The sequence below is a fragment of the Vibrio crassostreae genome (genome assembly GCF_024347415.1).
In the GTDB taxonomy this organism is placed as follows: Bacteria; Pseudomonadota; Gammaproteobacteria; order Enterobacterales; family Vibrionaceae; genus Vibrio; species Vibrio crassostreae.
Genome location: NZ_AP025476.1, coordinates 1,395,053 through 1,419,664 on the forward strand (window position 1 = coordinate 1,395,053; position 24,612 = coordinate 1,419,664).

Sequence of the window (24,612 nt, forward strand, 5' to 3'; positions counted from 1 at the left end):
TTAGCCGAAACATTAAGTTGTATAAACTTTTTAAATCGATTGAACATATTACCTGTCATACCGACAGCTTCAACCTTTATTCTTGCTTGGTGAAAGAAATATTGTGTCTACTGACGATAAATAGGTTTGAGGGTGTGTTTTTTGTTCGATCTTAGCGTCAGCCTTACCTGTCACCCTATGTGAGCTGTTGAACGAGCAAGGCGTAATCGAAACCTTTGTTTTCAATAATGGGAGTGTGATTGTGTTGAAACTCGCTCTATATTGGCGCGGATTCAGTCATATTGGACTTGATCACCTTCTTAATTTCCCATTAAAGCAACAAGAGGAGTTTAATATCTACGTGTTAATTACGCCGCCTTAACCCCTGCATTCTCTCTACACCCGCACTTTTCGAGCGCTCGCTCATTCAAGAAAAACAGTCGATCAGATTATGTCTCAACAAGGCAGGACTGGCTGTACAAGTAAAAGAGAATTACATGCTTAATTATTTAAAAAAACACTGGTTATCAAACGTTAAAGGAGATTCATTATCTGGGATTGTGGTTGCACTCGCATTGATCCCTGAAGCCATCGCATTTTCAATTATTGCAGGCGTTGACCCTAAAGTAGGGCTCTATGCTTCGTTCTGTATTTGTGTCGTAACCGCTTTGGTTGGCAGTCGTCCGGGAATGATTTCCGGTGCAACAGGCGCTATGGCGCTATTAATGGTTACCTTAGTGAGAGAGCACGGACTAGAATATCTACTCGCTGCTTCATTTTTAGCTGGCGTCATTCAAATCGCAGCTGGGTATCTCAAGCTTGGTAACCTGATGAATTTCGTTTCTAAATCGGTGATTACTGGATTTGTTAACGCGCTCGCCATCCTAATCTTCATGGCCCAGCTCCCTGAATTGGTCAACGTCCCTTCGAGCGTTTATGTATTAGTCGCTTTGGGTTTGGCGATCATTTATCTGCTTCCTTATTTCCCCAAGTTTGGTCGTGCAATACCTTCTCCATTAGTCGCGATTGTTGCCCTGACAGTCATTAGTTTGTTGTTCGGATTAGATGTGAGAACGATTGGTGATATGGGTAAGCTTCCAGATTCACTGCCTGTGTTCTTGATTCCTAATATTCCATTCACGTTTGAGACGCTTGCAACCATCCTGCCATATTCGATTGCTCTATCTCTGGTTGGCTTGTTGGAATCCTTGATGACAGCGACAATAGTGGATGACCTGACCGATACTGAAAGCAATAAAAACAATGAGTGTAAAGGGCAGGGCGTTGCCAATATAGTGGCCTCCCTTTTTGGTGGTATGGCGGGGTGTGCAATGATCGGTCAGTCAATCATTAACATCAAATCAGGCGGCTTAACCCGATTGTCCAGCATGATTGCCGGGGTTGTTTTGTTATTAATGGTAGTGTTTGTTTCTGATTGGTTGAAGCTGATACCGATGGCAGCATTAGTGTCTGTGATGATCATGGTTTCTATCGGCACATTCTCGTGGCGTTCTATTGTTGAGCTAAAAGACCACACACTTCCAACTAATGTAACCATGTTAGCGACCGTGGCGGTGGTGGTGTTTACTCATAACTTAGCGATAGGTGTTGCGGTTGGCGTGGTGTTATCGGCTCTGTTTTATGCACATGCCAGCAAATCCATGGTGTTTATATCCGATGAAGTGGTGACCAACGAAATGCACACCATTCACCGAGTGAAAGGCCATGTCTTCTTTGCTTCGTCTGATGCGTTTGTCGACCTATTTGATTATGACAACGCGACCTCTTTAGTGACGATCGATATATCGGATGCTTCGTTCCTAGATAACACTTCGGTTGAGGCGCTTGATAAGGTTGTGTTCAAGTTCCGCAAAAAGGGGGCTTATGTGGAGGTTTCTGGAATGGATACCGTGAGTGCGAATCTGATATTCAAACACGCGATGTACCACAAGCATAAAGACTTAACCGCGGTTTCCATTACGCATTAATCATTGTATAAGGTTGTTTGAAAGCCTGAACTAGACATTGTTAGGAAGATAAAGCGCTCATTGTTGAGCGCTTTTTTGTTGTAGAAGACCTATGGGTTCTTCTTTGTACTCGACAAAGTAAATTGATTAATCAGTGACTCAAGGTGATCGGACAGTTCTTCCAAGTCATTACTGATCCCACGAGTTTCACCAGCAGAGCGCGACGTATTATCGGCATGAGAGGTAATGGTCTCAACTTTTTGCTGCACATCTTGGGTAGCGTGTGTGGTCGATTGTGTCTGTTGTTGAATATTTTGTGCATGAGCTAGCACTTGTTTCATCTCTTTTACAACACCATTCATTTCAATTGAAAGTGCATCGATATCTGTTGAGCTTTGATGCGCTTGTTCGCAAACGCGATCAGCAGAAGCTAGCGATTCTTCACTGCCTTGCTGGAATTGATGAATGATTGACTCAATGCTGCCTGTTGCTTCTGCGGTTCGTGATGCAAGATGACGAACTTCATCAGCCACTACCGCAAACCCACGCCCTTGTTCTCCCGCACGTGCCGCTTCAATTGCTGCATTCAAGGCCAGAAGGTTGGTTTGGTCGGCAATACCACGAATCACGCTCAATATTGAAGAGACTTCTCCAGTCTGCTCGTTGAGTGTCAGTATTTTGTGTTTCACTTCTTCTATACTGCTGACTAGGTTTTTTATCTCACCGCTTGCCTCATGTGCTTGGTTAGCACTCTTGCACGCCACATCGGCGGTGTGATTAATGAGCTCCGACGCGGTTAAAGTGGCTTGCTCTACATTGACTTGTTGCGCTTGGATACCTTCAACATTGTGTTGTACTTCAGCGGTTTCATTTTGCTGATCGCTGGCGGCTTGCTCGGTAATTTGTGCAACGCTGGTCAGCTGGTTGGCAGACGCATTCAATTTGTGAGAGGTGTCTTGTACCTTCTCTAAGCTGTGAGAAACGGTACCCATGAATGAGTTGATGGAGTTCGCGAGCGTACCGATCTCATCTTTACTTTGCTCAGGCAGCCGAGTGGATAGGTTTTTATCGTTGCTGACTTGGGTCATAAAGCGAGAAGTTTGTTGCAGCGGACGAACGATAATCTTACGAATGAGCCCCATTGTAAGAACGAATCCTGCAAACGAGATCACCGCCATAATGCCAATAGCGGTTATGGTTTGAGTGTTGATTAACGAATTGACATGACTAAGGTTATATTCGAGGCGAATCGCACCTAATATTTCGCCTTCAGGCGCCATATGGCATGCCACGCAATTGGTGCCACGGTAGTTTTCACTGGATTTCATTGGTAGGGCAATGACTAAGCCTTTACCCCAATCGGCAGAAAAGGGTTCGATAACCGTTTCACCTGCTAGTGCTCGCTTGTCGATATCATCAACAGGTCTTTGATTGTCATTACCGGGACCGTATAACTTACTTACAGCGTCAGCGCGCAAAACACGAACGTCTTCAATGCCTTCTTGTGCTAACGCTTTTTGACGCAAGGTCTCTTTTTGCGCCATTGTGCCAGTCAGCATCATCATATTGAGGCTATCGAAATAGTTACTTGCCTTATCGTGAAGCTGTTCACTCAATACAGAATTAACAAGTTGTTTTTGCTGCGAATATTGAAAGTAGGTCGATATTGCTAGCAAAAAAGTGAACACAATAGCTAGGGCCACTAGAATTTTGAAGGTTATAGTTGAGCGCATAAGGTATTAATTTTTTATTTTTTAATGACGCGCATACTGTACGTGTAAGAGTCACTACCACCTATGGGGTATGGCGAATTGTGTGACCATACTCCGGTTGTGGTTATGTTTCTGTGATGTAGCAAGTTTGTGTTATGTCTTATGTCAAAATATAACGTTGAGTTGTGAATTTGATTCTAGTTAGAGGAGAGAGTCTCGGGTTCCATGGGCTAGATGTATTTATCAGCTTGTCTTTTATCAATGAAAATTATTGTATTAGAAGGTTTGGTGGTCAACTTATATCCAGATAGCTATTTTGTTCAATTTAATAGCAAAAAGTGTGGTTATAGCGTTGTGTTTCGAGTCTCATTCGATAAGATGAGAAGATCTCTAATGCTAGAGGTAGGGCAGCAACGGATACGCTGCTTCAAATACTATGGAATGTGAATCAATTATTGGACACATACATGAAATTCAAGATTACATCGCCGATTATTGAACCTACGGAAGGTTCACCACATCAGTTAACGCTTACTCACGCTTCTCGTTTTACCTCTCTTAAGACAAGCTCCCCTTTGAACGCCCTGTTCGACAACGTCTCTGCACGCTTCTTTACCGCTTATCGCTCCTATTGTTATTCGTTTTATAACTTTATTTCTATCTGAATTCCTTTGTCATCCACTTGATGCACGAAGACTCACACCTATAAAAACTAAACAAATAAGTTAAAAATAATGAATATTAAAATGATGGGTAGCTCCCTAATTATCGCTGGTACCGCTCTCGGTGCTGGTATGCTCGCGATCCCAATGGTATTAGCTCAATTTGGATTGCTTTATGGCACACTGCTGATGGTACTGATCTGCTTCGGTACGACTTACGCAGCATTATTACTTCTAGAAGCGACCATCAAAGCGGGTGGCGGTCTAGGATTAAACTCTATTGCCCGAAAAACCTTGGGTAAACAAGGCCAGTTGCTTACCAACGGTTTGCTATACGCGTTATTAATTTGTCTATTAATGGCTTACATTCTGGGCGCAGGTGACTTGCTGAGTAAGTTACTGTCTAACTTTGGCGTCGAAATTACCGCTACTACCAGCCAAATAGTGTTTACCTTGCTTGCTGGCGCTGTAGTCGCAAGTGGTACTGGCGTGATTGATAAACTCAACCGCGCATTGTTCTTCGTGATGCTTGCAAGTTTGTTTGCAACCATGGCGTTCTTGGCACCGAGCATGACTCAAGAAAACTTGATGCAGGTAACCAGCCATGACCACGTTGATTTAATCAAAACCAGTGCAATCCTGTTTACAAGCTTTGGCTTTATGGTTGTGATTCCAACTTTAGTTTCTTACAACCACGAAGCGACAGACAAACAGCTGCGTAACATGGTGATCGTCGGTTCTCTGATCCCATTAGTGTGTTACTTGTGCTGGTTGTTTGCGGTAGTGGGTAACTTGAGTGAAGAGCAATTCAGAAGCTTTAAGAACGTATCCGATTTGATGGCGGCGTTTGAGGCTCAATCTCCTTGGGTGGGTAATGTTCTGTCTACCTTCACTGGGTTGGCGTTGTTGACCTCTTTCTTTGGCGTGGCGATGGCGTTGTTCAACCAGAACAAAGACATGTTCAACCAAAATACGGCAGTAACGTACTGTATTAGCTTTATCTTACCGTTGGCAGGTTCACTGCTTGCTGCAGACAAGTTCCTACAAGTGTTGAACTACGCAGGTATCATCTTAGTGTTCTTAGCTGTGTTCGTTCCTCTGGTGATGGTTCACAAGCAACGCTTCATGAAAGTAGCAGAAGATAGATACAGCGCGGAAGGTGGCAAGCCAATGATGCTTTTCTCATTGTTGTTTGGTTGCTTCTTGCTTATCTCACAAGTGATTTAATAAAACAATTTGGTTGGGTGAATAAATCAGTCACCAAGCTTTAGCTCCAAAAGCTTTAGTTACAAAAAAAGGAACGCATCGGCGTTCCTTTTTTATTATCGGTTTATTAATTCAGAGTGATTAACAAACGACCTTAACAGCCAAACCACCTTGAGATGTCTCACGGTATTTAGCGTTCATGTCTTTACCTGTTTCTAGCATCGTTTCGATAACTTTATCTAGAGAAACAGTAGGAGCAGAAGAACGACGAAGTGCCATACGAGTCGAGTTAATTGCTTTAACTGCTGCAATACCGTTACGCTCGATACATGGTACTTGTACTTGGCCAGCAACTGGGTCACACGTTAGACCTAGGTTGTGCTCCATGCCGATTTCTGCAGCCATACATACTTGCTCAGGGCTACCACCCATAAGCTCAGCAAGACCAGCAGCAGCCATAGAACATGCCACACCAACTTCACCCTGACAGCCAACTTCAGCACCAGAGATAGAAGCGTTACGCTTGTAAAGACCACCGATCGCGCCAGAAGCAGCGAAGTAACGGATGTAATCTTTCTCTGTCACTGTTTGGATGAACTTATCGTAGTAAGCCAATACCGCAGGGATGATGCCACATGCGCCGTTTGTTGGTGCCGTTACTACACGACCGCCAGCTGCGTTTTCTTCATTTACTGCGAAAGCAAACATGTTTACCCAGTCAACAACCGACATTGGGTCGTTAGTTGTTTTTTCTGAAGTCATTAGCTGTTGGCGAAGTGCTGCTGCACGACGAGGTACACGCAGTGGACCAGGCAGGATACCTTCAGTATTCATACCGCGATCCATACACTCACGCATCGTTTTCCAGATGTTAGCGAAGTAAGTGCGAGACTCTTCGTCTGAGTGGAATGCTGCTTGGTTTTTCATAACCAGTGTACTGATAGAAAGACCGCTTTCTTTACACTGATTAACCAGCTCTTCAGCTGTAGTGAATTCGTAAGGTGCTTTGATTGGGTTTTCTTCTTCTTTGCCGAAGTTCTCTTCGTCAACGATGAAACCGCCACCAATTGAGTAGTACGTTTTTGAGTATGCAACTTCGTCACCAACCCATGCATGGATGCTCATGCCGTTCTCGTGTAGAGAAAGGTTGCTAGTGTGGAAGTTCATACCGCCATCACGTGGGAACGATACTGTATGACAGTGCATGCCAACAGGAAGGCGCTCAGTTTCTTCTACGCGAGCAATGAAGCCTGCAATAGAATCGATATCAACACGCTCAGGAGTATTGCCAGCAAGACCCATGATGATTGCGATATCTGTGTGGTGACCTTTCCCTGTCAGTGATAGTGATCCATATACGTCCACGGTGATTTTAGTGATGTCGCGCAATTTTCCCATTGAACGTAGGTCATCAATAAACTCTTTACCCGCTTTCATTGGTCCAACTGTGTGTGAGCTCGATGGACCAACACCGATTTTATAGATATCAAATACACTAATCATAGCGATTACCTCAAAAAGAGAGCCTCCCAAGGGGAGTAGGGAGGCTCATTTATTATCATTATATTTTTTGTTTAATCTCGCGATATAAGATGGATGTCATCTTATAAAAAGGGCTTGAGATTAAAGAGCGCCGTAGATTACAGAACTAATAGCCGCTAGACCACATAAAGCTGTAAAGATTTGTACAGGTGCTGAAGTTTTGTACTTAGCCATTGCTGGTACTTTGTTCATTGCGAATACAGGCATTAGGAACAGGATAGCTGCAATCATTGGAGCACCCATTGTTTCAATCATACCTAGGATGCTTGGGTTAACTACCGCAACAATCCAAGTTGTAACAACGATGAACGCTAGAGAAGCTTTCTCAATCTTAGAGATTGAAGAACCAGAGCGAGACTTGATTAGACCAACAAGACCTTCGTGAGCACCTAGGAAGTGACCGAAGTAGCTTGAAGTAATCGCTGCGAACGCTACTAGAGGACCCATGTAAGAGATAAGTGGAGACTCATGTACGTTAGCTAGGTAAGAAAGAACAGAGATGTTCTGTGCTTGTGCTGTTGCTAGTTGCTCTGGAGATAGAGAAAGCACTACAGAGAATACGAAGAACATTACAAAGCCCATAAGCATCATTGCTGCGCCGCCAGTGATTTGGTCAGTTTTCTTAACTGCGTCTTCACCGTATACACGACGTTGCTCTTTAGAGAACTGTGAAATGATTGGGCTGTGGTTGAAAGAGAACACGATGATTGGAATAGCAAGCCAGATAATAGAAGGCATTGTTGACCATTCTGGGCTTACGTCCATCATTGAAGTGTTCCAATCAGGAACTAGGTAGAAAGATAGTGCTAGTAGGATGAATACTAGTGGGTAAACCATCGCTGACGTTGCTTTAAGCATCAGCTCTTTACCGAATACAACACCTGCTGTCATAGCAAGGATAAGTGCACCAGAAAGAAGAGGACGTGGAATAGATTCCATACCCATTTGGTTTACTAGGAAAGAATCAACCGTGTTTGTGATACCAACACCGTAGATAAGAACGATTGGGTAGATAGCGAAGAAGTAAGCAAAAGTAATAATGTTTGCGCCAGTCTTACCGAAGTGCTCTTCAACTGTGTCTGTAATATCTGCTTCAGGGTTTTTAGCTGACAGTACGAAGCGAGCTAGAGATTTGTGTGCGAACCAAGTCATCGGTGCCGCGATTAGAGCTAGGATAACTAATGGCCAAAAACCACCCGCACCAGCTTTGATTGGAAGAAATAGTACGCCAGCACCAACTGCTGTACCGAATAGTGATAAACACCAGGTAAAATCTTTATAGTTAAACTTGCTTGAATCTTTAACGGCATTTGCCGAAGAAGTTGTTGTGTTCATGTTAAATTACTCATTTTTTGGGAACAGGAAATAAGTCGGGGCTAATTCTGCAGAATTTTCTTCTACAAAAAATAGATCTAAATCATGTAATGAAACGGCGTGTCACATGATATGCGAAAAACGGATTTTTGATCACGAAAATAGCGTGCCACAGGTGATTTATGTTTATGCTTGGTATTAGTTTTTTTTATGCGAAAGGGCGGGTTGTATAGATCTATAGCAAGTAAACGTTTGCGTAAAATTGCATTAATAATTCTGTTCCATACAAAGCTTGCGATTTGTTAACAGAGATTAAACAAAACGTAGTTGCTATGTAATTTGTTGCACTACATGCTGCTGCATCGATTGGATAATTTGCGCCGTAACGCCCCAAATTAGGTGCTCTTGGAAGGGCATCGCAAAAACACGATGCTTGATTTGTTTGAAGTTAATAGTGTGGCTGTGTAGCTTGGCTTGGTCTAAAACATAGGTGGCTGGCACCTCAAAAATAGAGGCAACTTCATTCTCATCGATGATGGCTTCATAGTCAGGATCGACCAGAGCAACAATCGGTGTCACAGAAAATTTACTAATAGTACTCAAAGCGGGTAATTGCCCAACAATTTTAACTTGATCCGATCGAATTCCTACTTCTTCATGGAGCTCTCTAAGTGCAGTAAATTGCATAGAAGGGTCTGAGAGTTCGTGTTTACCGCCAGGAAAACTGACTTGGCCAGGATGATGCTTTAAATGAGACGCTCTTTTAGTAAAAATGACATGTAAACCATCTTCTCTTTCAACTAAACCTACCACCACTGCCGCTTTACGTAATTGATCGCCACTGATATGCGAAACACGCTCTACTGACTCTGGGTGATAGCCAACGGTAGGGTTTAGTTGGAATTGTTGAAGGAAGTTTTCTTTATTCATATCAAGCCAATATATTGATTATTATGATTTTAAGTATAGACATAACCGTGGGCTGATTACCAATTTTGAGTGTGTCTTCATTTACTTACCTTTAGTTTAGCGATTAACTAGGCGTAATTAAGGGCCACGTAGTGACTGACATCCTTAAAATGCCGGTTTTTGCTATATTCAATATGTACACATCTGCGAGTAAGCGTTACCCATGTCATAAAATTGGGTTACGAAGCGTAGATTTTGCGTTTAAGAATTTGATAACAATGACTTAGTGAACCATTCTAAAAAGAAATAGAAGAAAAGGTATGAGATGAAAGGAATCATATTCACCGAATTTTTAGAGCTTGTTGAAGACAAGTTTGGGTTAGAGCTTTTGGAAGAAGTTCTAGAGATGTCAGAAGATGAAGGGATCTACACATCTGTCGGAAGTTACGACCACAAAGATCTGGTTAAACTCATCATTAATCTGAGCAAAAAAACCGATATAGATGCAGCAAGCTTGCAACGCGTTTTCGGGCAGTCCGTATTTAAGAACTTATTAGCCTCATTGCCGAATAAAGCGAGCCTTGCTCACAGCAATACCACCTTTCAATTTATTCAGCACGTAGAGCGCTACATTCACGTTGAAGTGAAGAAGCTTTATCCAGATGCTGAGCCACCTGAATTCAGTTTTATCACCACGACCGAAGCACAACTTGTTTTTGACTACAAAAGCGCAAGATGTATGTCTCATGTTTGTTTAGGGCTTATCGAAGGGTGCGCTGAATACCACGGTGAATCTATTGCGGTGGAGATGACGCCACAAAATGATGACCAGAGCGTGGTTAGGTTTAATCTCAAAGTAGAAAAGTGATATGGATCCGGCCTCAGCCCTAGAGAAAAAACTTAAACGCCAGATTGCTGCGCGAAAAGCAGCAGAAGCTTTGTTGGAACAAAAGAGCCTTGAACTTTTTGAGGCCAACCAACAACTCGAGCTTGCACTGCGTCAGTTAGAGAAGCGTTCCAATGCAAACATACGTCGCATTGAATTCCAAGAACAAATCGACAACCTGTTGATTGATTTCGGACGCGCTTTTCTGAGTAATGATCTTGATGACGTCATGTTGTCACAATTGACGACAAGTGTGACCAACAGTTATCTGATTGAAGCCAGTCGTTTGATTTTGCCTCCCAAGCTGCTCCCTCAATTACACACTTATGACTATGGTGATGAAACCGTCGAGGTGATAGAGCAAGATATTCAAGAGCCTCATTGGCAAGGCAACCACCTTACCGTGCCATTAGAGGTTGAAAAGGTCATAGTCGGCGCGTTAATTGTGAAGGTCAGGGTGTTAGACCAAGATTTCGAATTCATCCAAAGCCAACTGTTGTTAGTTACCGACCTTATTTGTAGTGCCTTAACCCACCAGCTTGCTATCAATCGAAACATTGAATCACGTAAACGAGCAGAAGAATCTGAAAGAGCAACGCGTGACTTTGTCGCAATGATCAACCACGAATTAAGAACCCCGCTTAATGGCCTACTAGGTAGTGCCGAATTGATCAGCGATACCGAACTGAATAGCTCTCAACGTGAAATAGTGAACAACTTAAGTCAATCTGGAGAGTTTCTCAGAACCATCATTAATGACCTATTGGATTACAGTAAAATCAACGCGGGAATGTTGGAGTTAATACCGAAAAAGTTCGCGCTTCATGATTTGAGAAATACTATCGATAGTATCTTTACCAATCGAGCACTTGAAAAGCAGCTTAAGTTTGATGTTGATGTAGACAAAGGTGTACCGAGCCATTTCTATGGTGACTTAGAGCGTATTACTCAACTGTTCGTAAACTTGATTGGAAACGCCATCAAGTTCACGGATAAAGGACATGTGAGCGTTGAGATTAAATGGTTGAGAGACCAATTTATTTTTTCCGTAGAGGACACTGGAGTTGGGATCGCTCAATCCTCTCATAAGACACTGTTTGAACCTTTTACTCAGGCGGATAATTCAAGTAGCCGAAACTACGAAGGGACTGGGCTTGGTCTCGCCATCTGTCGTAAGCTAGTAGGTTTGATGCACGGTGATATTAGCGTGACCAGTGTTGTTGGCTCAGGCACGACTTTTACCATCTCGATTCCTCTTCAAGTTGTCGATGTGCCAGCAGAGAATGACAGTGTCACTAAAGGCTTTGAGTCAGAGGCGGAATTGTCACTGCTTAAAGTGCTGGTGGTTGATGATATTAAGATGAACCAGATCATCATCCAGCAAATGCTACGCAAATACGAGATAGAGCCTGCTATTGCCACTAATGGAATCGAAGGGCTAGAGCTTGCTTCTGACAACGAATACGACATTGTGTTCATGGATTGCAGAATGCCCGTTATGGACGGCTTTGAAGCGACAGAGAAGCTAAGAAAGAAAGGGTATTCTAAGTCTATAGTTGCTCTCACTGCCGGAACGACGCTTGAAGAGCGGGAACGCTGTATTCAGTGTGGAATGGATGACATTTTGAGTAAGCCTTACACCGCCAATGATCTTAAAGAGATGCTTAAGAAGTGGGGTGTCTCTGCGGTGAAGGTTGCGTAAACGGGCCAATAAAGCGTTGTGAGTTATGTACGATAGTTTAAAGACAAAAAACCGAAGTGATCTTGCGATCCTTCGGTTTCTTCTTATATAGAGCTTTTGCTGGCCGTTAAGCTGCGGAACTCGTCATTAAGTCGCGGAACTAGCAGTTAATGACACTAGGTTTAGCAATCTTCAAGTACCGGTAGAATTCGACTTAGCTTATCCAGTGTTTCTTGGTATTCAGAAGCACAATCACTATCAAATACTACACCACCGCCAGCCCATGCATAAAGCGTGTTGTTCTCTGCGACCAAGGTACGAATGGTAATGCTGGTGTCCATTCTGCCATTTCGGCTGATGTAACCAATACTGCCGCAGTACGCTGAACGTCGATGTGGTTCTAACTCTTCAATGATCTGCATGGCGCGAACTTTTGGTGCGCCAGTAATCGAACCGCCAGGGAAACACGCTCTCAGGAGGTCCGTCGCAGAATATTGGTCATCAAGGTCTGCTCGTATCGTGCTTACCAAGTGGTGCACCGCAGGGAAGCTTTCGATATCGAACAACTTTGGTACATGAACTGTGCCTGGCTTTGCTACTCGGCCAATGTCATTACGAAGTAGGTCGACAATCATTAGGTTTTCCGCCTGATCTTTATCGGCGCTTGCTAGGTCCTGCGCGTTAGCATCATCAATCACGTGGTCGTCAGAACGCGGGCGTGTGCCTTTGATTGGCTTGGTTTCAATTACGTTGTCTTTGAGTTCTAAGAAACGTTCTGGCGAAACACTGATGATTGCGCAGTTGGCCAAACGGATAAAGCCAGAAAAGGGCGCTGAGTTGTACTGCTCTAACTTGTCATAAGCCAACCATTCACTGCCTTGGTATTGGGCATTGAAGCGCTGAGCCAAATTAATCTGATAACAGTCACCGGATAACAGATATTCTTGAACACTATCGAACTTGGTGGCGTAGCTCTCTTCGCTCATATTGGATTGCCATGGTGTGGTTAATCCAAAGGCTGCGTGTGTTGGCTTTGATTGAACCAATTGCTGCATCAGCCAATCATGATGTTGTTCGATATTATTGCCGACAATACAAGCTGTCTTTAATTGATGGTCAACCACTACAGCCCATTCATACAAGCCAACCGCCATGTCTGGTGCTTCAATATCGCGCTTTGCGCGTGAAGGCAGGGTCTCGACTCTGCGGCCTAAATCATAACTAAAGTAGCCTAAAGCGCCGCCAACGAATGGCAACTCAGCATGATCTTTAGTCACAGGCAATAATTGTTGCTGATATTGGTCGAGTAGCTCGAAAGGATCAGAGTCTGAAACCTCGCACGTCTCATTAACATTAACGGTCGTTTTTGCACCGATTGTCTCGAAGGTGGCGATGGGTTGAGCAACTAAAATATCGTATCGACTATCAACGTGGCTTTCTGAAGCGGAGCGTAATAGCATTGCCCACGGCAGATTTTCAACATGGGAAAACAGCTGTTTAGCTAAAGTTGATTGATATTCAAGCGGCTTGATTTGGATAGAGCGAAATTCGTTGTTATTCATTTGTTTAATTTGTGACAAAGAGTTCGATCACTGCATGGCGTGTGAGAGGAAGCAAGAGTATCATAAATTGAAAATAAAATGGGTTCTTGATTAGAACGGTGCAAACCACATGGTTTAGTTTAAAGCTATGCAAGCGATTGCTAAAGCAACTAAATACAGCTCAACATAATAAAAAGCTAAGCCAACTAGTCCGGTTAGACAAAACAGTCAAACCAAGAACCCACATGGAACCAGAACAATAAAGAGGCATGCAATGACGGTTATTCGTAAGCAAGATGTGATCAGCAGTGTCGCTGACGCACTTCAGTACATTTCTTATTATCACCCTTTAGACTTTGTCCAAGCCCTAGAAAAAGCGTACGAGAAAGAAGAGAGCCAAGCAGCTAAAGATGCGATCGCTCAGATTCTTATCAACTCGCGTATGTCTGCGGAAGGCCATCGTCCAATTTGTCAGGATACGGGTATTGTTACTTGTTTCGTGAACATCGGTATGGATGTTAGGTGGGAAACGGATCAAACAGTACAACAGATGGTTGATGAAGGCGTTCGTCAAGCTTACAACAACCCAGATAACCCATTGCGTGCATCTGTCCTAATGGATCCTGCAGGTAAGCGTATTAATACCAAAGACAACACACCAGCGGTTGTTCACATTAATATGGTTCCTGGCAACAAAGTTGAAATTCAAATCGCAGCAAAAGGCGGCGGTTCTGAGAACAAAACCAAGATGGTTATGCTTAACCCTTCTGATGATATTGCAGAATGGGTAGAGAAGACGCTACCAACAATGGGCGCGGGCTGGTGTCCACCGGGCATGCTAGGCATAGGCATTGGTGGTACGGCTGAAAAAGCAGCGGTACTAGCAAAAGAATCTCTGATGGAACACATCGATATTCAAGAGCTTATCGACAAAGGTCCAGAGAACGCTGAAGAAGAGCTTCGTTTAGATATCTTCAACCGTGTAAACAAACTGGGTATTGGCGCACAAGGTCTTGGCGGTCTAACGACTGTGGTTGACGTGAAAATCAAAACAGCGCCAACGCACGCAGCCTCTAAGCCTGTTTGCTTGATCCCGAACTGTGCAGCAACACGTCACGTACATTTCACATTAGACGGCAGCGGCCCTGCAGAGCTAACACCACCTAAGTTAGAAGAGTGGCCAGATATTACTTGGGAAGCAGGCGCGAATACACGCCGTGTTAACCTTGATGAGATTACTAAAGAAGACGTTCAAGAGTGGAAGACTGGCGAAACGGTTCTTCTATCAGGCAAGATCTTAACCGGTCGTGATGCAGCGCATAAGCGTATTCAAGGGATGCTTGAAAGTGGTGAAGGTTTACCAGAAGGCGTCGACCTGAAAGGTAAGTTCATTTACTACGTAGGCCCAGTTGATGCAGTAGGCGATGAAGCGGTAGGTCCTGCTGGCCCAACAACGTCTACTCGTATGGATAAGTTCACCGACATGATGTTAGAAGAAACCGGCATTATGGGCATGATTGGTAAAGCAGAGCGCGGCCCTGCAACGGTTGAGTCAATCAAACAACATAAATCGGTTTACCTGATGGCGGTTGGTGGTGCAGCTTATTTAGTGGCTAAAGCAATTAAAAAAGCACGTGTGGTTGCGTTTGAAGATCTCGGTATGGAAGCGATCTACGAGTTTGAAGTTGAAGACATGCCGGTAACGGTTGCTGTTGACTCGAACGGCGTGAACGCGCACCAGATCGGCCCTGACACGTGGAAAGTGAAAATTGCTGAAGCTGAAAAAGCATAATTTACCGAAGTCAAAAGTCGTAACAGGCGCTAGCTTCAGCGTTTGAATTGCAATTTTTGACAGAAAGTTAAAGACAAAAGTGCAGCATTATCTGCACTTTTGTCATATTATCAATGATATAGTGATAAACACATAGTTTGATATAAGAATATAGGAGAGAGGAATGCCTCGTTTTATTCAGATCCTACAGATTATCTTGGCAGTGGTGATTGGTGCTTTTGTTGGCTACGACCTGATCTTGAAAGGGATCAGTATCTTTGATAATAAATACGTGACGATTACCTGTGCACTTTGGCTAATCGCAGAGATTGCACTGTTTGTTATCTACAAGTTGATTGAAGACGATTAAACGTCGGATATCGTGCAAAAATTTTAAAGCCCCTGATTATGAATGTAGTCAGGGGCTTTTATTCATCTAGCATTAAGAATGTGTATTGCATACTAATCACCATAAGCATAAGCATACAATCTATCCCATCTGGGAAAGAACATAGGCTTGCCTCGCTATTATCATAATCAGCTAGCCTAATTATCACGGAGTCGTTCAAATGAAACACCTAACTCAAGAAATGAGTGACTTTATAAGCAGAGGAACGGATTCTCATATTCGAGTAGCGGTCACGGGGCTCTCTCGTGCGGGTAAGACAGCATTCATTACTTCGCTGGTCAATCAGCTTCTTCATACGTCTACCCATAAAAACCTACCACTGCTTGCATCGGCGAGAGATGGAAGAATTATTGGTGCAAAGCGGATCCCTCAACACAACATGATGATTCCACGTTTCTCATATGATGAAGCGATGGAGTCGTTGAATGCACAGCCACCAGAATGGCCGGTGCCAACGCGTGATGTCAGTGAGATTCGTCTAGCTATCAAATATAAGCCAGCGAAGGGCGCAAAAAAACTACTGAGTAAAAACAGCACCCTTTATCTCGATATTGTCGATTACCCAGGCGAATGGCTGCTTGATTTACCCTTACTGGATATGGATTTTGAAACCTGGAGTCAGTCTCAATTCGCTGCGTTGAAAGGGGATAGAGAAACCTATTCGCAAGAGTGGAACGTAATGCGTGGTGATATCGACTTGCTAGCAGAAGCGGACGAAAAGAAACTGGTCGCGATTGCCGATAGCTACACCCAGTACCTTCATACTTGTAAAAGTAACGGACTGCATTGGGTACAGCCGGGTCGATTCGTATTACCCGGTGAGCTTGAAGGCGCGCCTGTGCTGCAATTCTTCCCGTGTATCGCACCTGAGGGTAAGTTCTCAAAAACAAGTAACTATGCGGTACTGAAAGCGCGTTATGAAGAGTATCAACAGAAGGTAGTGAAAGCGTTCTACAAGAATCACTTCGCGACGTTCGACAGACAAATCGTGTTGGTGGATTGCTTGCAGCCACTCAATGCGGGTTATGACTCTTTCATGGATATGCGTGGTGCACTTGAACAGTTATTGAAGAGCTTTAAGTACGGTCGAAGCAATATCTTAAGACGCTTATTCGCGCCGAAGATCGACAAGATCTTGTTTGCAGCCACTAAAGCTGACCATGTGACACCGGATCAACATCCGAACTTGGTGTCACTGTTACAACAGATGGTTCATCCGGCTTGGCAGCAGGCGGCATTTGAACACATCGACATGAGTTGTATGAGCATTGCGTCTATTCAAGCGACCAGCGCGGGTTATATCTCGTCGGGATCCGACAATGTTCCGGCGTTGCAAGGTGTGACTTTGGATAATGTCCCTCAAACCATGTATCCGGGAGAAGTGCCGCGTAAGTTGCCCAATAAACAGTATTGGGAAACCAACCAGTTTGATTTCACGAGCTTTAGACCGATGGAGCAACATTCTGATGAGCCTTGCCAACATCTAAGAGTCGACAAGGTTTTAGAGTATCTCATTGGCGACAAGTTGAAGTAATTGAGGCAATCAAAATGAGTGAATTAAAAACAAAGCAGGTCTTTGATGAACCGTTGAAGACCTCTTTTGATGAGCGAGACAAGAGCGAAGTTGGCCCGGATTTAGGCGCTCAACAACTGTTCACAGAGCAAGAGAAATTTGTCCCAGTTGCACCGCAAGTGGAAGCCGATCTTGATGGTGAAGCTGAACAGCAATTGGAACAAGTGATTCGACCGAGTAAAAAGAAGAAGTGGTTTGGAACGGGTCTATTGATCGCTTTTTCTGGCCTCGTTGGATGGCAAGCAATTGATTCGGTCATTACCGCGATTCAAACTGCTGACTGGCTTGCATTAGGTTGGGCAGGCTTTATTGCTGCCATTGCTTCATTGGGTTTAGGCGCAATAGGCAAAGAGCTATGGAAACTGCGCTCGCTTAAAGACCACTTTAGTGTGCAAGAGCAGAGTGAAGAGCTCTTGCAAAGCCAAAGTGTCGGCAAGGGTAAAGCGTTCTGTGAAAACATCGCCAAGCAAGGCGGTATTATTGCTGAGTCACCTTCGTACGATAAGTGGCGAAACAGCATTAACCCAGCACACAGTGATGCAGAAGTGTTGGATATGTACGATGCGTTGGTTGTTGCTCAGCAGGATAAAGTGGCTACTCAAATCGTCACTAAGTTCTCGACCGAATCGGCGGCTTTGGTTGCAGTGAGTCCATTGGCTGCTGCTGATATGTTGCTGGTGGCGTGGCGTAATTTCACCATGATAGACAAGCTTGCTGATGTGTATGGCATCGAGCTTGGCTACTGGTCTCGTATTAAGCTATTTAAACTGGTGTTAATCAACATGGCCGCTGCAGGAGCCAGTGAACTCGCGATTGATGCGAGCATGGATCTCGTCTCGATGGATCTTGCAGGCAAAGTCTCAGCTCGAGCAGGGCAGGGGCTAGGTGTCGGTATCCTTACGGCGAGACTGGGCTTAAAAGCCATGACATTGCTGCGTCCTATGCCTTGGCATAACGAACGAAAAGTAAAACTGGCAGACCTCCGCAAAGCTGTCCTTTCAGAAATAAAGCGTATTACTCTCAAATAAAGCATTGAAAGCTCAATAGTTTGAGAAGAAGAGTAAACATATGTTTACTCTTCTTCTTGACTGAACTCAGAGCTTAATCCACACTACTGTCAACTTATCCTGACACCTATAATAGGACTATTTGTGCGTCTTGAAGTATTGTGTGAAGACAGACTCGGCTTAACGCGTGAGTTGCTCGATATCTTGGCCTCAAAAAGCATTGATTTAAGAGGAATCGAAATTGATGTTAAAGGCATTATTTACCTAAACTGCCCTGATATCGATTTTGATGCTTTTAGTGAACTTATGGCTGAAATTCGCCGAATTTCAGGTGTGAAGGATGTACGTAAAATCCAATTTATGCCAAGCGAAAGGCATAACACAGAGCTGATTGCTCTGCTGGCAAACCTACCTGACCCTGTGATTGCGATTGACCTTAAAGGCTCAGTCGACATGGCGAACCACGCTGCACTGAACCTCTTCAACAAGCAAGAAGACGAAGTCATCGGTGAACCGTTAGCGACGTTCGTTCCTAGCTTTAACTTTGCTCGTTGGATTGAAGGCGATGTAACGCGCCATCGTGAAGTTGTCGTGTTGGATGGTTTAGATTTCTCGATTGAAATCCTACCAATTTACCTTGGTGGTGATGTCAACGAAGCGGTACTGGCAAGTGCAGTAATGACGATTCGTTCTTGTAATCAAGAGATGAACTCGCCAGATTCAATTCCAGAACAGAACAACCTAGGTTTCGAACACTTTGTTGGTGTCTCTAATCGCCATAAAGCTTTGATCAGCCAAGCTAAGAAATTGGCTATGCTGGATCAGCCTCTATTAATTGAAGGCGATACGGGTACGGGTAAAGAGATGCTAGCAAAAGCGTGTCATAACCGTTCAAATCGTTCTTCTTTCCCATTCTTGATTCTAAGCTGTGCATCAATGCCTGATGACGTAGCGGAAACGGAATTGTTTGGTCATGCACCGGGTTCGTTTAACCATGAACAAGGACATAAAGGCATTTTCGAGCAAGCGAATGGCGGAACGGTCTTTTTAGATGAAATTGGCGAAATGAGCCCACATCTACAAATCAAACTGCTGCGTTTCCTACAAGATGGTTCATTCCGTCGTGTGGGTGAAGAAGAAGAGATGCACGCGGATGTTCGTATTATAGCATCAACGCGCCATCGCCTTTCTGAATTAGCAGACTCCGGCTCGTTCCGTGAAGACTTGTTCTACCGCTTGAATGTACTGACTCTGTCTATCCCTGCATTGCGTGAACGCTCAAACGACGTAGCGCCACTGTTGGAACTGTTCGTTGCAAAGTACGCGCAGCAATTAGGTATGTTAAAACCAAAACTGACTCAAGAACTAATCGACCAGCTTGGTAATTACCAATGGCCGGGCAACATTCGTCAGTTAGACAACATGGTTCTACGCGCATTAACAGAGTTGGATTCAGACACGCTAACGGTTGAGCAATTCCACTTGCCAAAGCTTGAAACCATGACAGCAGGAATGGCGAACTTAAGCTTAGATGGTTCTCTGGATGAGATCATGAAAGACTATGAATCTCAGATTCTAGAGAAGCTTTATCAGTCTTTCCCATCAAGCCGTAAGCTTGCAAAGCGTTTGAATGTATCTCACACCTCAATTGCGAATAAGCTTCGTGATTACGGTATCAGAAAGAACTGATCGAATAAGAACAAGATTATGGAAGATTTGAGTACACCAGAGCGCATTTATAAGCATGATGGTAATCTGATTCTACGCACGGCTGAAATTGATGACGCTGGCATGATCAGCGAGTACTTTCAGGTTAACAGAGAGTACCTGAAACCTTGGGAACCGATTCGCGAAGATGCGTTCTTTGATAGAGCGAGTTGGGCGCAGCGACTGATCAAGTTAAACGAGCTTCATAAAATGGGGCTAGGCTATTACTGTTTACTGATTAACGCTGACTCTAATGAAATGTTAGGCACCATATCGTTCAGTAATTTGTCGCGTTTTCCGTTCTACGCTTGTAATGTCGGTTACTCATTGGCTCAAAGTGCACAGGGGCACGGTTACATGCGCAGAGGCTTGAGCATGGCGAAGGACTACATGTTTGATGTGCAGAACATGCACCGCTTAATGGCGGGCTACATGCCTCACAACGAACGCAGTGCGGGTGTATTAGAGCATCTTGGTTTTGTTCGAGAAGGCTTTGCCAAAGATTACCTACAGATTAACGGTAAATGGGAAGACCATGTGCTGACCGCGTTAGTTAACCCAAATTGGGAAGACAGACGCACTGTTTAGACGCAGTTGTAGTTAACAACGCGCGTATTTAAGTAAACAGGCTAACAACGAATTTAAAGGCAGCGAATATCAAGCGATCTCTAATCGCCGCTGTATCAAAAAGAACAGATAGGCATGGTAAATCCATCAGCCTGAGAAGATATTTGAGGAATTTTGATGTCATACACAACTTTGGACGAATACCAAAGAAAATGGATTTTCACCCACCAGTCAATGCCGCTTCCAGCAGAGGACTTGGAAAAGATTAAGCCAATGACACAGGCAAGAGCATCTCAGTTCTGGAAAGAGAACGTGAGTCCTCAAAGCCCAGACGCAGAACGACTAAGCTCGCAAGACTGGCCAAGCAAAGCATCGAACTGGAATGAAGAGATCAGCTGGATGGCGCATTGGGAAGCGGATGAGCCTGAAATGCCAGAAGAGATCCTTAATTTTATCGATTGGCAAGATGACGTAACTGTTTATTTTTGTTACGAAAAATACAATGTTCTTGAAACCAAATGGGCGATTTTCAAGAAGCATTGGAAAAACTTTTTGTTCTACGATGATGGTCCAATTCTATTAGGTCGTCGTCGCTCTGAAGCACTTTGGTTTGCGACTAATGGTACTGTGAAAATCGGTAACCGAGCATAAGCCGACAAAGAATTTTAAGCGGTAGAAAAGCGAGCATAGCGCTCGCTTTTTTTGTGCCTGTGGATCTTTGAAGATCGTTGCGAAACGCCCACTGTTTGAACCTAAAAATTGAATCGAATTCCTACTCGTTTAAAAACGGAAATTTATGAAATTGAGATCGCTATCTCATTGGCTTAGTTGAAGTTTTATGGTGTTGGGCTATCTTTATAGTACTGCCTTAGTGGAGGTGAAGTATTATGATTTGGGATACTCTCGAACGTGTAAATAAACTTCGCAAGGAAGCAATGGAGGATCCAGAGTTTTTGGATTCAGCAAAAATGCATGAGGAATGGCTTTTAAGCGAAACTCATAATCAATCAAACAAAGGAGCAAAAGAGAAGAAACCGAAAAAGCTATCTGACATTTATGAAAACACGGATTTTCCTATCAACCCAACTGGAACGAAACATTAACAATGATGAACTGCAACACGGCTAAGGCTCTTAACCAAAAAGCGATAAGTCGATTAAACATACCAGCCTTAAGCCACCCATAAAAAAGCCACTTTCAACGAACCGAAAGTGGCTTTTTCTTTTCTCGTTAGCTTCTTTACTCGTTAACAACTAAAGCTAATCGTTTTAAATGCTAGCTATTGATCAGGCTTAAGCCGCTTGGTAATGCGTCACCAAACACGCGCTTAGACTCGCTCTCAGAAAGCTCAGTAACTTCACTTACTAGCGTTAGCCAAGACTCTGGCACCTTGCTTTGCTTGAGCTTCTCAATCACTTGATTACGATAGTCGTCAGAGATATCAAACTGACGGTCGCCGGTCTTACGACAAATCATCACAGCAGCGAAGGCGATCATCTGCTCTTTATGCCAGTTCTGTTCAAGCAGTTTCGGTAACCACTGTTCAGCTTGCTCTCTAGGAATCACGCTGTGTTGGCTACCATACAAAGGTGTTCTTGATGCTAATCGACCTAGCGCCCACCAGTGCGCTTGTTCAAATTGGTTATGATTAATCGCTTTGCTTAAGAACCAAGTCGCTAATAGAACCTTGTCTTCCACTTCCAGTTGTTCAAGTGACGCTGCCAATCGCACCATGGCTTCATAGCCATTGTCTTGTGCATCTTTGGCCGTTTTAGGGTTTTTCATTGCACCTGGGTGAAGGTACTTCGCGATATCAGCCAAGATGGTCTCTTGCTGCTCTTGGTTTAAACCACCGGCAACACGACGCCAGAACACCCACCAGTCTGTCCAGCCTTGATGGTTCTGGAACTGAATGTTCTGTTGATAAAGTCCCCAAATTTGCTCAATACGCCATGAATCCGTTGGATCACCAAAGCCAGGACGCAGCGAGTAACCAGCCAAACGTAGCCAGTTCTTCTCGTGTGCTTCTGAGCGGCGACGACGCTTACGACCTAATGAGAAGGTATCGAACAGGTGACGAAGGGTCGTGAAGTCCCATTCATCGCGTTTACCCAATCGCTTCTCAAGATCTTTAGATAGTGTTTTGATCTCTTTCGATTCAGCACTCTTTTTGTTGCCGCTGTACAGACGAGAAATCAACTCCTTACACTCATCCAATCTTGGATGAAGTTTAGAGTTGTCGGATTCATCGCCTTGCTTGTTTCTGACTTCGAACTCAAGCAACCAACGCTTGGTGTCATCTTCTGTACTCACACACTCCATTTTCAATGTGCCGACTTCCGTTAACTGACAAGCGAGTAAAACTTCGACTCGTTCTTTTTGGTTGGCTTGAAGTTCTGCAGTACCTGAGCCTTCCAATGTAGAAATATACGGTGGAAGAGGAGAAAACAAGTCCGCATCCACATTGACCATCACACCGTTTTGAATGGCGGTGTCGTGAGCAATTTGATCGTGTGTTGAAGTCAGTAGATTAAATCGTACTGGCTCACCTAAAGTCAGCGAGAAACGACGGCTGTTTAAGCGTATCTCTTGGCCTTCTTCAGTACCTTTGGCAAGCAGACAAAGCGCTTTGCCCATCTTGTTCTTCTCTTGTAGATGCAAGAAGTACGAACGAGCAGCACCACCACCGATTTTCAGTTGCGCGCCACGACGAGCTTTACCAAAGGCAACTGCGCCTAGCGCCACAGACCAGTCTGGGTGAGGGTTATCTAATACTGTGATTGGAGCGCCGTTCCAGTTACCTAGTAGCTGAGTAATACGCTCTGTGACAAGTTCACTGTTGAACACACCGCCGTTAAGCAGCACACCAACAGGGATAGCAGGCTTAGTGTCATCGAACTCAATCGAGTCTGAGTTTTCCAGCGCAGCTTTTGACACTTGTTGATGTGTCGTTAGGAACTCTGCAACATGTTTGCTGACCGCAGGATCGGCAACGTAAGGCAGGCCGAATTCAACCACGGCACTGCGGCGTTTGTCTGGTGTTTCAGTAAACTCAGAAAGCGGGAAGAAACCTTCCAATGCGATTTGATGAACTTCTTGTTTGGTTAAACCAATACTCTTGGTACCGCCAAGTAGCTTTGAACCGCTGCCCAGCATAGTGATTTTCACATCATCGGGTGCATTGGCAGAAAGCAGGCTCTCTTTTGCGGCGCGAGTTTGTTGAATCAGTTTGGTTAGGCTAGAGGCATTCAGCTTTTTGTTTTGATTGAAGCGTTGCTCAGCAAGGTGAGCAAGGGCTAAATCGAGGTTATCACCACCCAGCATCAAGTGTTCGCCAACGCCAATACGGTCGAGTGCTAGCTCGTTGTGGCCTTGCATGTCCGAATTGCTATTAGCATCGAATTTGGCTTCAATTAAGCTCAAGTCGGTAGTACCACCGCCGACATCACACACTAAGATCAATGGGATCTGTTGAAGCTCTTTCGCAGCAGTTTGTTGATGACGAGCGTACCAGTCGTAACATACCGCTTGAGGCTCTTCGAGTAATAGAATCTTGCCTAAGCCTGCGAGTTCTGCGGCTTCAAGTGTCAGCTTACGTGCTGTCTCATCGAATGAAGCCGGAACCGTCACTACAACATCTTGGTCTTCAAGTTTGTTGCTTGGGTTGCGGTAGTTCCATGCTTGGCGAATGTGATTCAGGTAGCTTGCACTTGCGACAACTGGCGAGACTTTATCAACATCAGCTGCGCCTGCCCAAGGCAGAATGTCGGAGTTACGATCCACCGCTTGGTGTGATAACCAGCTTTTAGCACTCGACACTTGGCGGCCTTCAACCTTAGCACCCAATTCACGGGCCCATTCTCCAACGATAACGTTCTTAATATCGCCTTCAACTGGGCTTGGTTCCCAGGGCATAGTCAGGTCAGAAGGGGAGATTTGACCTTGTGCAGGGTGGTAACGAAATGATGGTAGTAGAGGCTTGCGAACCACTTCACCGGGGCCGATGAGTTGGTCAATATCGAAAAGAGAAACGGGAGCATGTTGTAGGTCGTCGTTGATTTCACAGTAAGCGACAACCGTATTCGTTGTGCCTAAGTCAATGCCGACTAAAAAACGAGGAGTTGCCATACAAAACCTTATTCTTCCAGAGTGATGACCAGTTTTTTGATAGCTTTGGTC

The 24,612-nt window shown here is 44.3% G+C and carries 19 protein-coding genes; 13 read left to right on the forward strand and 6 right to left on the reverse strand.

The features are described 5' to 3' along the window. The first annotated feature begins 476 nt into the window (after positions 1 to 476). Positions 477 to 1,967 carry a SulP family inorganic anion transporter gene (locus tag OC193_RS06395; RefSeq protein WP_048658415.1) on the forward strand — a complete coding sequence of 497 codons (1,491 nt, stop codon included), beginning with the start codon at positions 477 to 479 and terminating at the stop codon, positions 1,965 to 1,967. Positions 1,968 to 2,056: 89 nt separating this feature from the next. On the opposite strand, the gene OC193_RS06400 is transcribed toward OC193_RS06395, so the two are convergent. Then, on the reverse strand, positions 2,057 to 3,679 hold the full coding sequence (locus OC193_RS06400) for a methyl-accepting chemotaxis protein (RefSeq protein ID WP_048664804.1): 1,623 nt from the start codon (positions 3,677 to 3,679) through the stop codon (positions 2,057 to 2,059). Between the two features lie 446 nt (positions 3,680 to 4,125). Between OC193_RS06400 and OC193_RS06405 the strand changes: the two genes are divergently transcribed. Together OC193_RS06405 and OC193_RS06410 are read left to right on the forward strand one after the other, a co-directional pair. Continuing rightward, positions 4,126 to 4,323 carry a hypothetical protein gene (locus OC193_RS06405; protein ID WP_123923953.1) on the forward strand — a complete coding sequence of 66 codons (198 nt, stop codon included), beginning with the start codon at positions 4,126 to 4,128 and terminating at the stop codon, positions 4,321 to 4,323. 81 nt (positions 4,324 to 4,404) lie between these two features. Further along, entirely contained in the window at positions 4,405 to 5,547 is a 1,143-nt protein-coding gene (locus OC193_RS06410; RefSeq protein WP_102432745.1) for an amino acid permease, read from the forward strand. Positions 5,548 to 5,667: 120 nt separating this feature from the next. Here OC193_RS06410 and OC193_RS06415 read toward each other — a convergent pair whose 3' ends face one another. The 3 genes from OC193_RS06415 to OC193_RS06425 all read right to left on the reverse strand — a co-directional run bounded on the left by OC193_RS06415 (position 5,668) and on the right by OC193_RS06425 (position 9,312). Beyond that, the gene (locus tag OC193_RS06415) at positions 5,668 to 7,029 is read right to left on the reverse strand and encodes an L-serine ammonia-lyase (RefSeq protein ID WP_017060420.1); all 1,362 of its coding nucleotides are present in this window, start codon (positions 7,027 to 7,029) and stop codon (positions 5,668 to 5,670) included. A gap of 120 nt (positions 7,030 to 7,149) precedes the next feature. After that, positions 7,150 to 8,403, reverse strand: a complete 1,254-nt coding sequence (locus OC193_RS06420; protein ID WP_048658418.1) for an aromatic amino acid transport family protein — start codon at positions 8,401 to 8,403, stop codon at positions 7,150 to 7,152. A 309-nt stretch (positions 8,404 to 8,712) separates the two neighbouring features. Further along, on the reverse strand, positions 8,713 to 9,312 hold the full coding sequence (locus OC193_RS06425) for a CoA pyrophosphatase (RefSeq protein WP_048666377.1): 600 nt from the start codon (positions 9,310 to 9,312) through the stop codon (positions 8,713 to 8,715). 304 nt (positions 9,313 to 9,616) lie between these two features. Between OC193_RS06425 and OC193_RS06430 the strand changes: the two genes are divergently transcribed. Beyond that, positions 9,617 to 10,159 carry a heme NO-binding domain-containing protein gene (locus OC193_RS06430; RefSeq protein WP_017065424.1) on the forward strand — a complete coding sequence of 181 codons (543 nt, stop codon included), beginning with the start codon at positions 9,617 to 9,619 and terminating at the stop codon, positions 10,157 to 10,159. Position 10,160: 1 nt separating this feature from the next. After that, positions 10,161 to 11,879, forward strand: coding sequence for an ATP-binding protein (locus OC193_RS06435; RefSeq protein ID WP_048664806.1), 1,719 nt, complete (start codon positions 10,161 to 10,163; stop codon positions 11,877 to 11,879). A gap of 161 nt (positions 11,880 to 12,040) precedes the next feature. On the opposite strand, the gene pabB is transcribed toward OC193_RS06435, so the two are convergent. Beyond that, positions 12,041 to 13,420 (reverse strand): aminodeoxychorismate synthase component I, encoded by a 1,380-nt coding sequence (gene pabB / locus OC193_RS06440; RefSeq protein ID WP_048658421.1) that lies wholly within the window; start codon positions 13,418 to 13,420, stop codon positions 12,041 to 12,043. A 253-nt stretch (positions 13,421 to 13,673) separates the two neighbouring features. Here pabB and OC193_RS06445 point away from each other — a divergent pair, with 253 nt between their 5' ends. From OC193_RS06445 to OC193_RS06480, 8 genes are all read left to right on the forward strand, one after another. Next, entirely contained in the window at positions 13,674 to 15,191 is a 1,518-nt protein-coding gene (locus OC193_RS06445) for a fumarate hydratase (RefSeq protein ID WP_009847029.1), read from the forward strand. A gap of 163 nt (positions 15,192 to 15,354) precedes the next feature. After that, positions 15,355 to 15,540, forward strand: coding sequence for a hypothetical protein (locus OC193_RS06450; protein ID WP_004734731.1), 186 nt, complete (start codon positions 15,355 to 15,357; stop codon positions 15,538 to 15,540). A 199-nt stretch (positions 15,541 to 15,739) separates the two neighbouring features. Continuing rightward, positions 15,740 to 17,113, forward strand: a complete 1,374-nt coding sequence (locus tag OC193_RS06455) for a YcjX family GTP-binding protein (protein ID WP_048664807.1) — start codon at positions 15,740 to 15,742, stop codon at positions 17,111 to 17,113. A gap of 14 nt (positions 17,114 to 17,127) precedes the next feature. Further along, complete coding sequence (locus OC193_RS06460; RefSeq protein WP_048664808.1) at positions 17,128 to 18,180, forward strand: YcjF family protein; 1,053 nt, start codon at positions 17,128 to 17,130, stop codon at positions 18,178 to 18,180. 123 nt (positions 18,181 to 18,303) lie between these two features. Then, the gene (gene tyrR / locus OC193_RS06465; RefSeq protein ID WP_048658425.1) at positions 18,304 to 19,848 is read left to right on the forward strand and encodes a transcriptional regulator TyrR; all 1,545 of its coding nucleotides are present in this window, start codon (positions 18,304 to 18,306) and stop codon (positions 19,846 to 19,848) included. Between the two features lie 18 nt (positions 19,849 to 19,866). Then, positions 19,867 to 20,454, forward strand: a complete 588-nt coding sequence (rimJ, locus tag OC193_RS06470) for a ribosomal protein S5-alanine N-acetyltransferase (protein WP_048658426.1) — start codon at positions 19,867 to 19,869, stop codon at positions 20,452 to 20,454. A gap of 156 nt (positions 20,455 to 20,610) precedes the next feature. After that, complete coding sequence (locus OC193_RS06475) at positions 20,611 to 21,084, forward strand: DUF2947 domain-containing protein (protein ID WP_048664809.1); 474 nt, start codon at positions 20,611 to 20,613, stop codon at positions 21,082 to 21,084. Between the two features lie 236 nt (positions 21,085 to 21,320). Beyond that, positions 21,321 to 21,536: a hypothetical protein gene (locus OC193_RS06480; RefSeq protein WP_012604204.1), complete on the forward strand. Its 216-nt coding sequence runs from the start codon at positions 21,321 to 21,323 to the stop codon at positions 21,534 to 21,536. A gap of 172 nt (positions 21,537 to 21,708) precedes the next feature. Here the strand turns inward: OC193_RS06480 and OC193_RS06485 are convergent, their stop codons facing one another. Next, the gene (locus OC193_RS06485; protein ID WP_048664810.1) at positions 21,709 to 24,561 is read right to left on the reverse strand and encodes an Hsp70 family protein; all 2,853 of its coding nucleotides are present in this window, start codon (positions 24,559 to 24,561) and stop codon (positions 21,709 to 21,711) included. Positions 24,562 to 24,612: the final 51 nt, after the last annotated feature.

Excerpts from the sequence above, each read along its gene's own strand:
- OC193_RS06485 (WP_048664810.1), bottom strand. The coding sequence starts at position 24,561 with ATGGCAACTCCTCGTTTTTTAGTCGGCATTGACTTAGGCACAACGAAT.
- OC193_RS06460 (WP_048664808.1), top strand. The coding sequence starts at position 17,128 with ATGAGTGAATTAAAAACAAAGCAGGTCTTTGATGAACCGTTGAAGACC.
- OC193_RS06445 (WP_009847029.1), top strand. The coding sequence starts at position 13,674 with ATGACGGTTATTCGTAAGCAAGATGTGATCAGCAGTGTCGCTGACGCA.
- OC193_RS06430 (WP_017065424.1), top strand. The coding sequence starts at position 9,617 with ATGAAAGGAATCATATTCACCGAATTTTTAGAGCTTGTTGAAGACAAG.
- OC193_RS06405 (WP_123923953.1), top strand. The coding sequence starts at position 4,126 with ATGAAATTCAAGATTACATCGCCGATTATTGAACCTACGGAAGGTTCA.
- pabB (WP_048658421.1), bottom strand. The coding sequence starts at position 13,420 with ATGAATAACAACGAATTTCGCTCTATCCAAATCAAGCCGCTTGAATAT.
- OC193_RS06415 (WP_017060420.1), bottom strand. The coding sequence starts at position 7,029 with ATGATTAGTGTATTTGATATCTATAAAATCGGTGTTGGTCCATCGAGC.
- OC193_RS06475 (WP_048664809.1), top strand. The coding sequence starts at position 20,611 with ATGTCATACACAACTTTGGACGAATACCAAAGAAAATGGATTTTCACC.
- OC193_RS06450 (WP_004734731.1), top strand. The coding sequence starts at position 15,355 with ATGCCTCGTTTTATTCAGATCCTACAGATTATCTTGGCAGTGGTGATT.
- OC193_RS06455 (WP_048664807.1), top strand. The coding sequence starts at position 15,740 with ATGAAACACCTAACTCAAGAAATGAGTGACTTTATAAGCAGAGGAACG.
- OC193_RS06435 (WP_048664806.1), top strand. The coding sequence starts at position 10,161 with ATGGATCCGGCCTCAGCCCTAGAGAAAAAACTTAAACGCCAGATTGCT.
- OC193_RS06425 (WP_048666377.1), bottom strand. The coding sequence starts at position 9,312 with ATGAATAAAGAAAACTTCCTTCAACAATTCCAACTAAACCCTACCGTT.
- OC193_RS06395 (WP_048658415.1), top strand. The coding sequence starts at position 477 with ATGCTTAATTATTTAAAAAAACACTGGTTATCAAACGTTAAAGGAGAT.
- OC193_RS06400 (WP_048664804.1), bottom strand. The coding sequence starts at position 3,679 with ATGCGCTCAACTATAACCTTCAAAATTCTAGTGGCCCTAGCTATTGTG.
- rimJ (WP_048658426.1), top strand. The coding sequence starts at position 19,867 with ATGGAAGATTTGAGTACACCAGAGCGCATTTATAAGCATGATGGTAAT.
- OC193_RS06410 (WP_102432745.1), top strand. The coding sequence starts at position 4,405 with ATGATGGGTAGCTCCCTAATTATCGCTGGTACCGCTCTCGGTGCTGGT.
- OC193_RS06420 (WP_048658418.1), bottom strand. The coding sequence starts at position 8,403 with ATGAACACAACAACTTCTTCGGCAAATGCCGTTAAAGATTCAAGCAAG.
- OC193_RS06480 (WP_012604204.1), top strand. The coding sequence starts at position 21,321 with ATGATTTGGGATACTCTCGAACGTGTAAATAAACTTCGCAAGGAAGCA.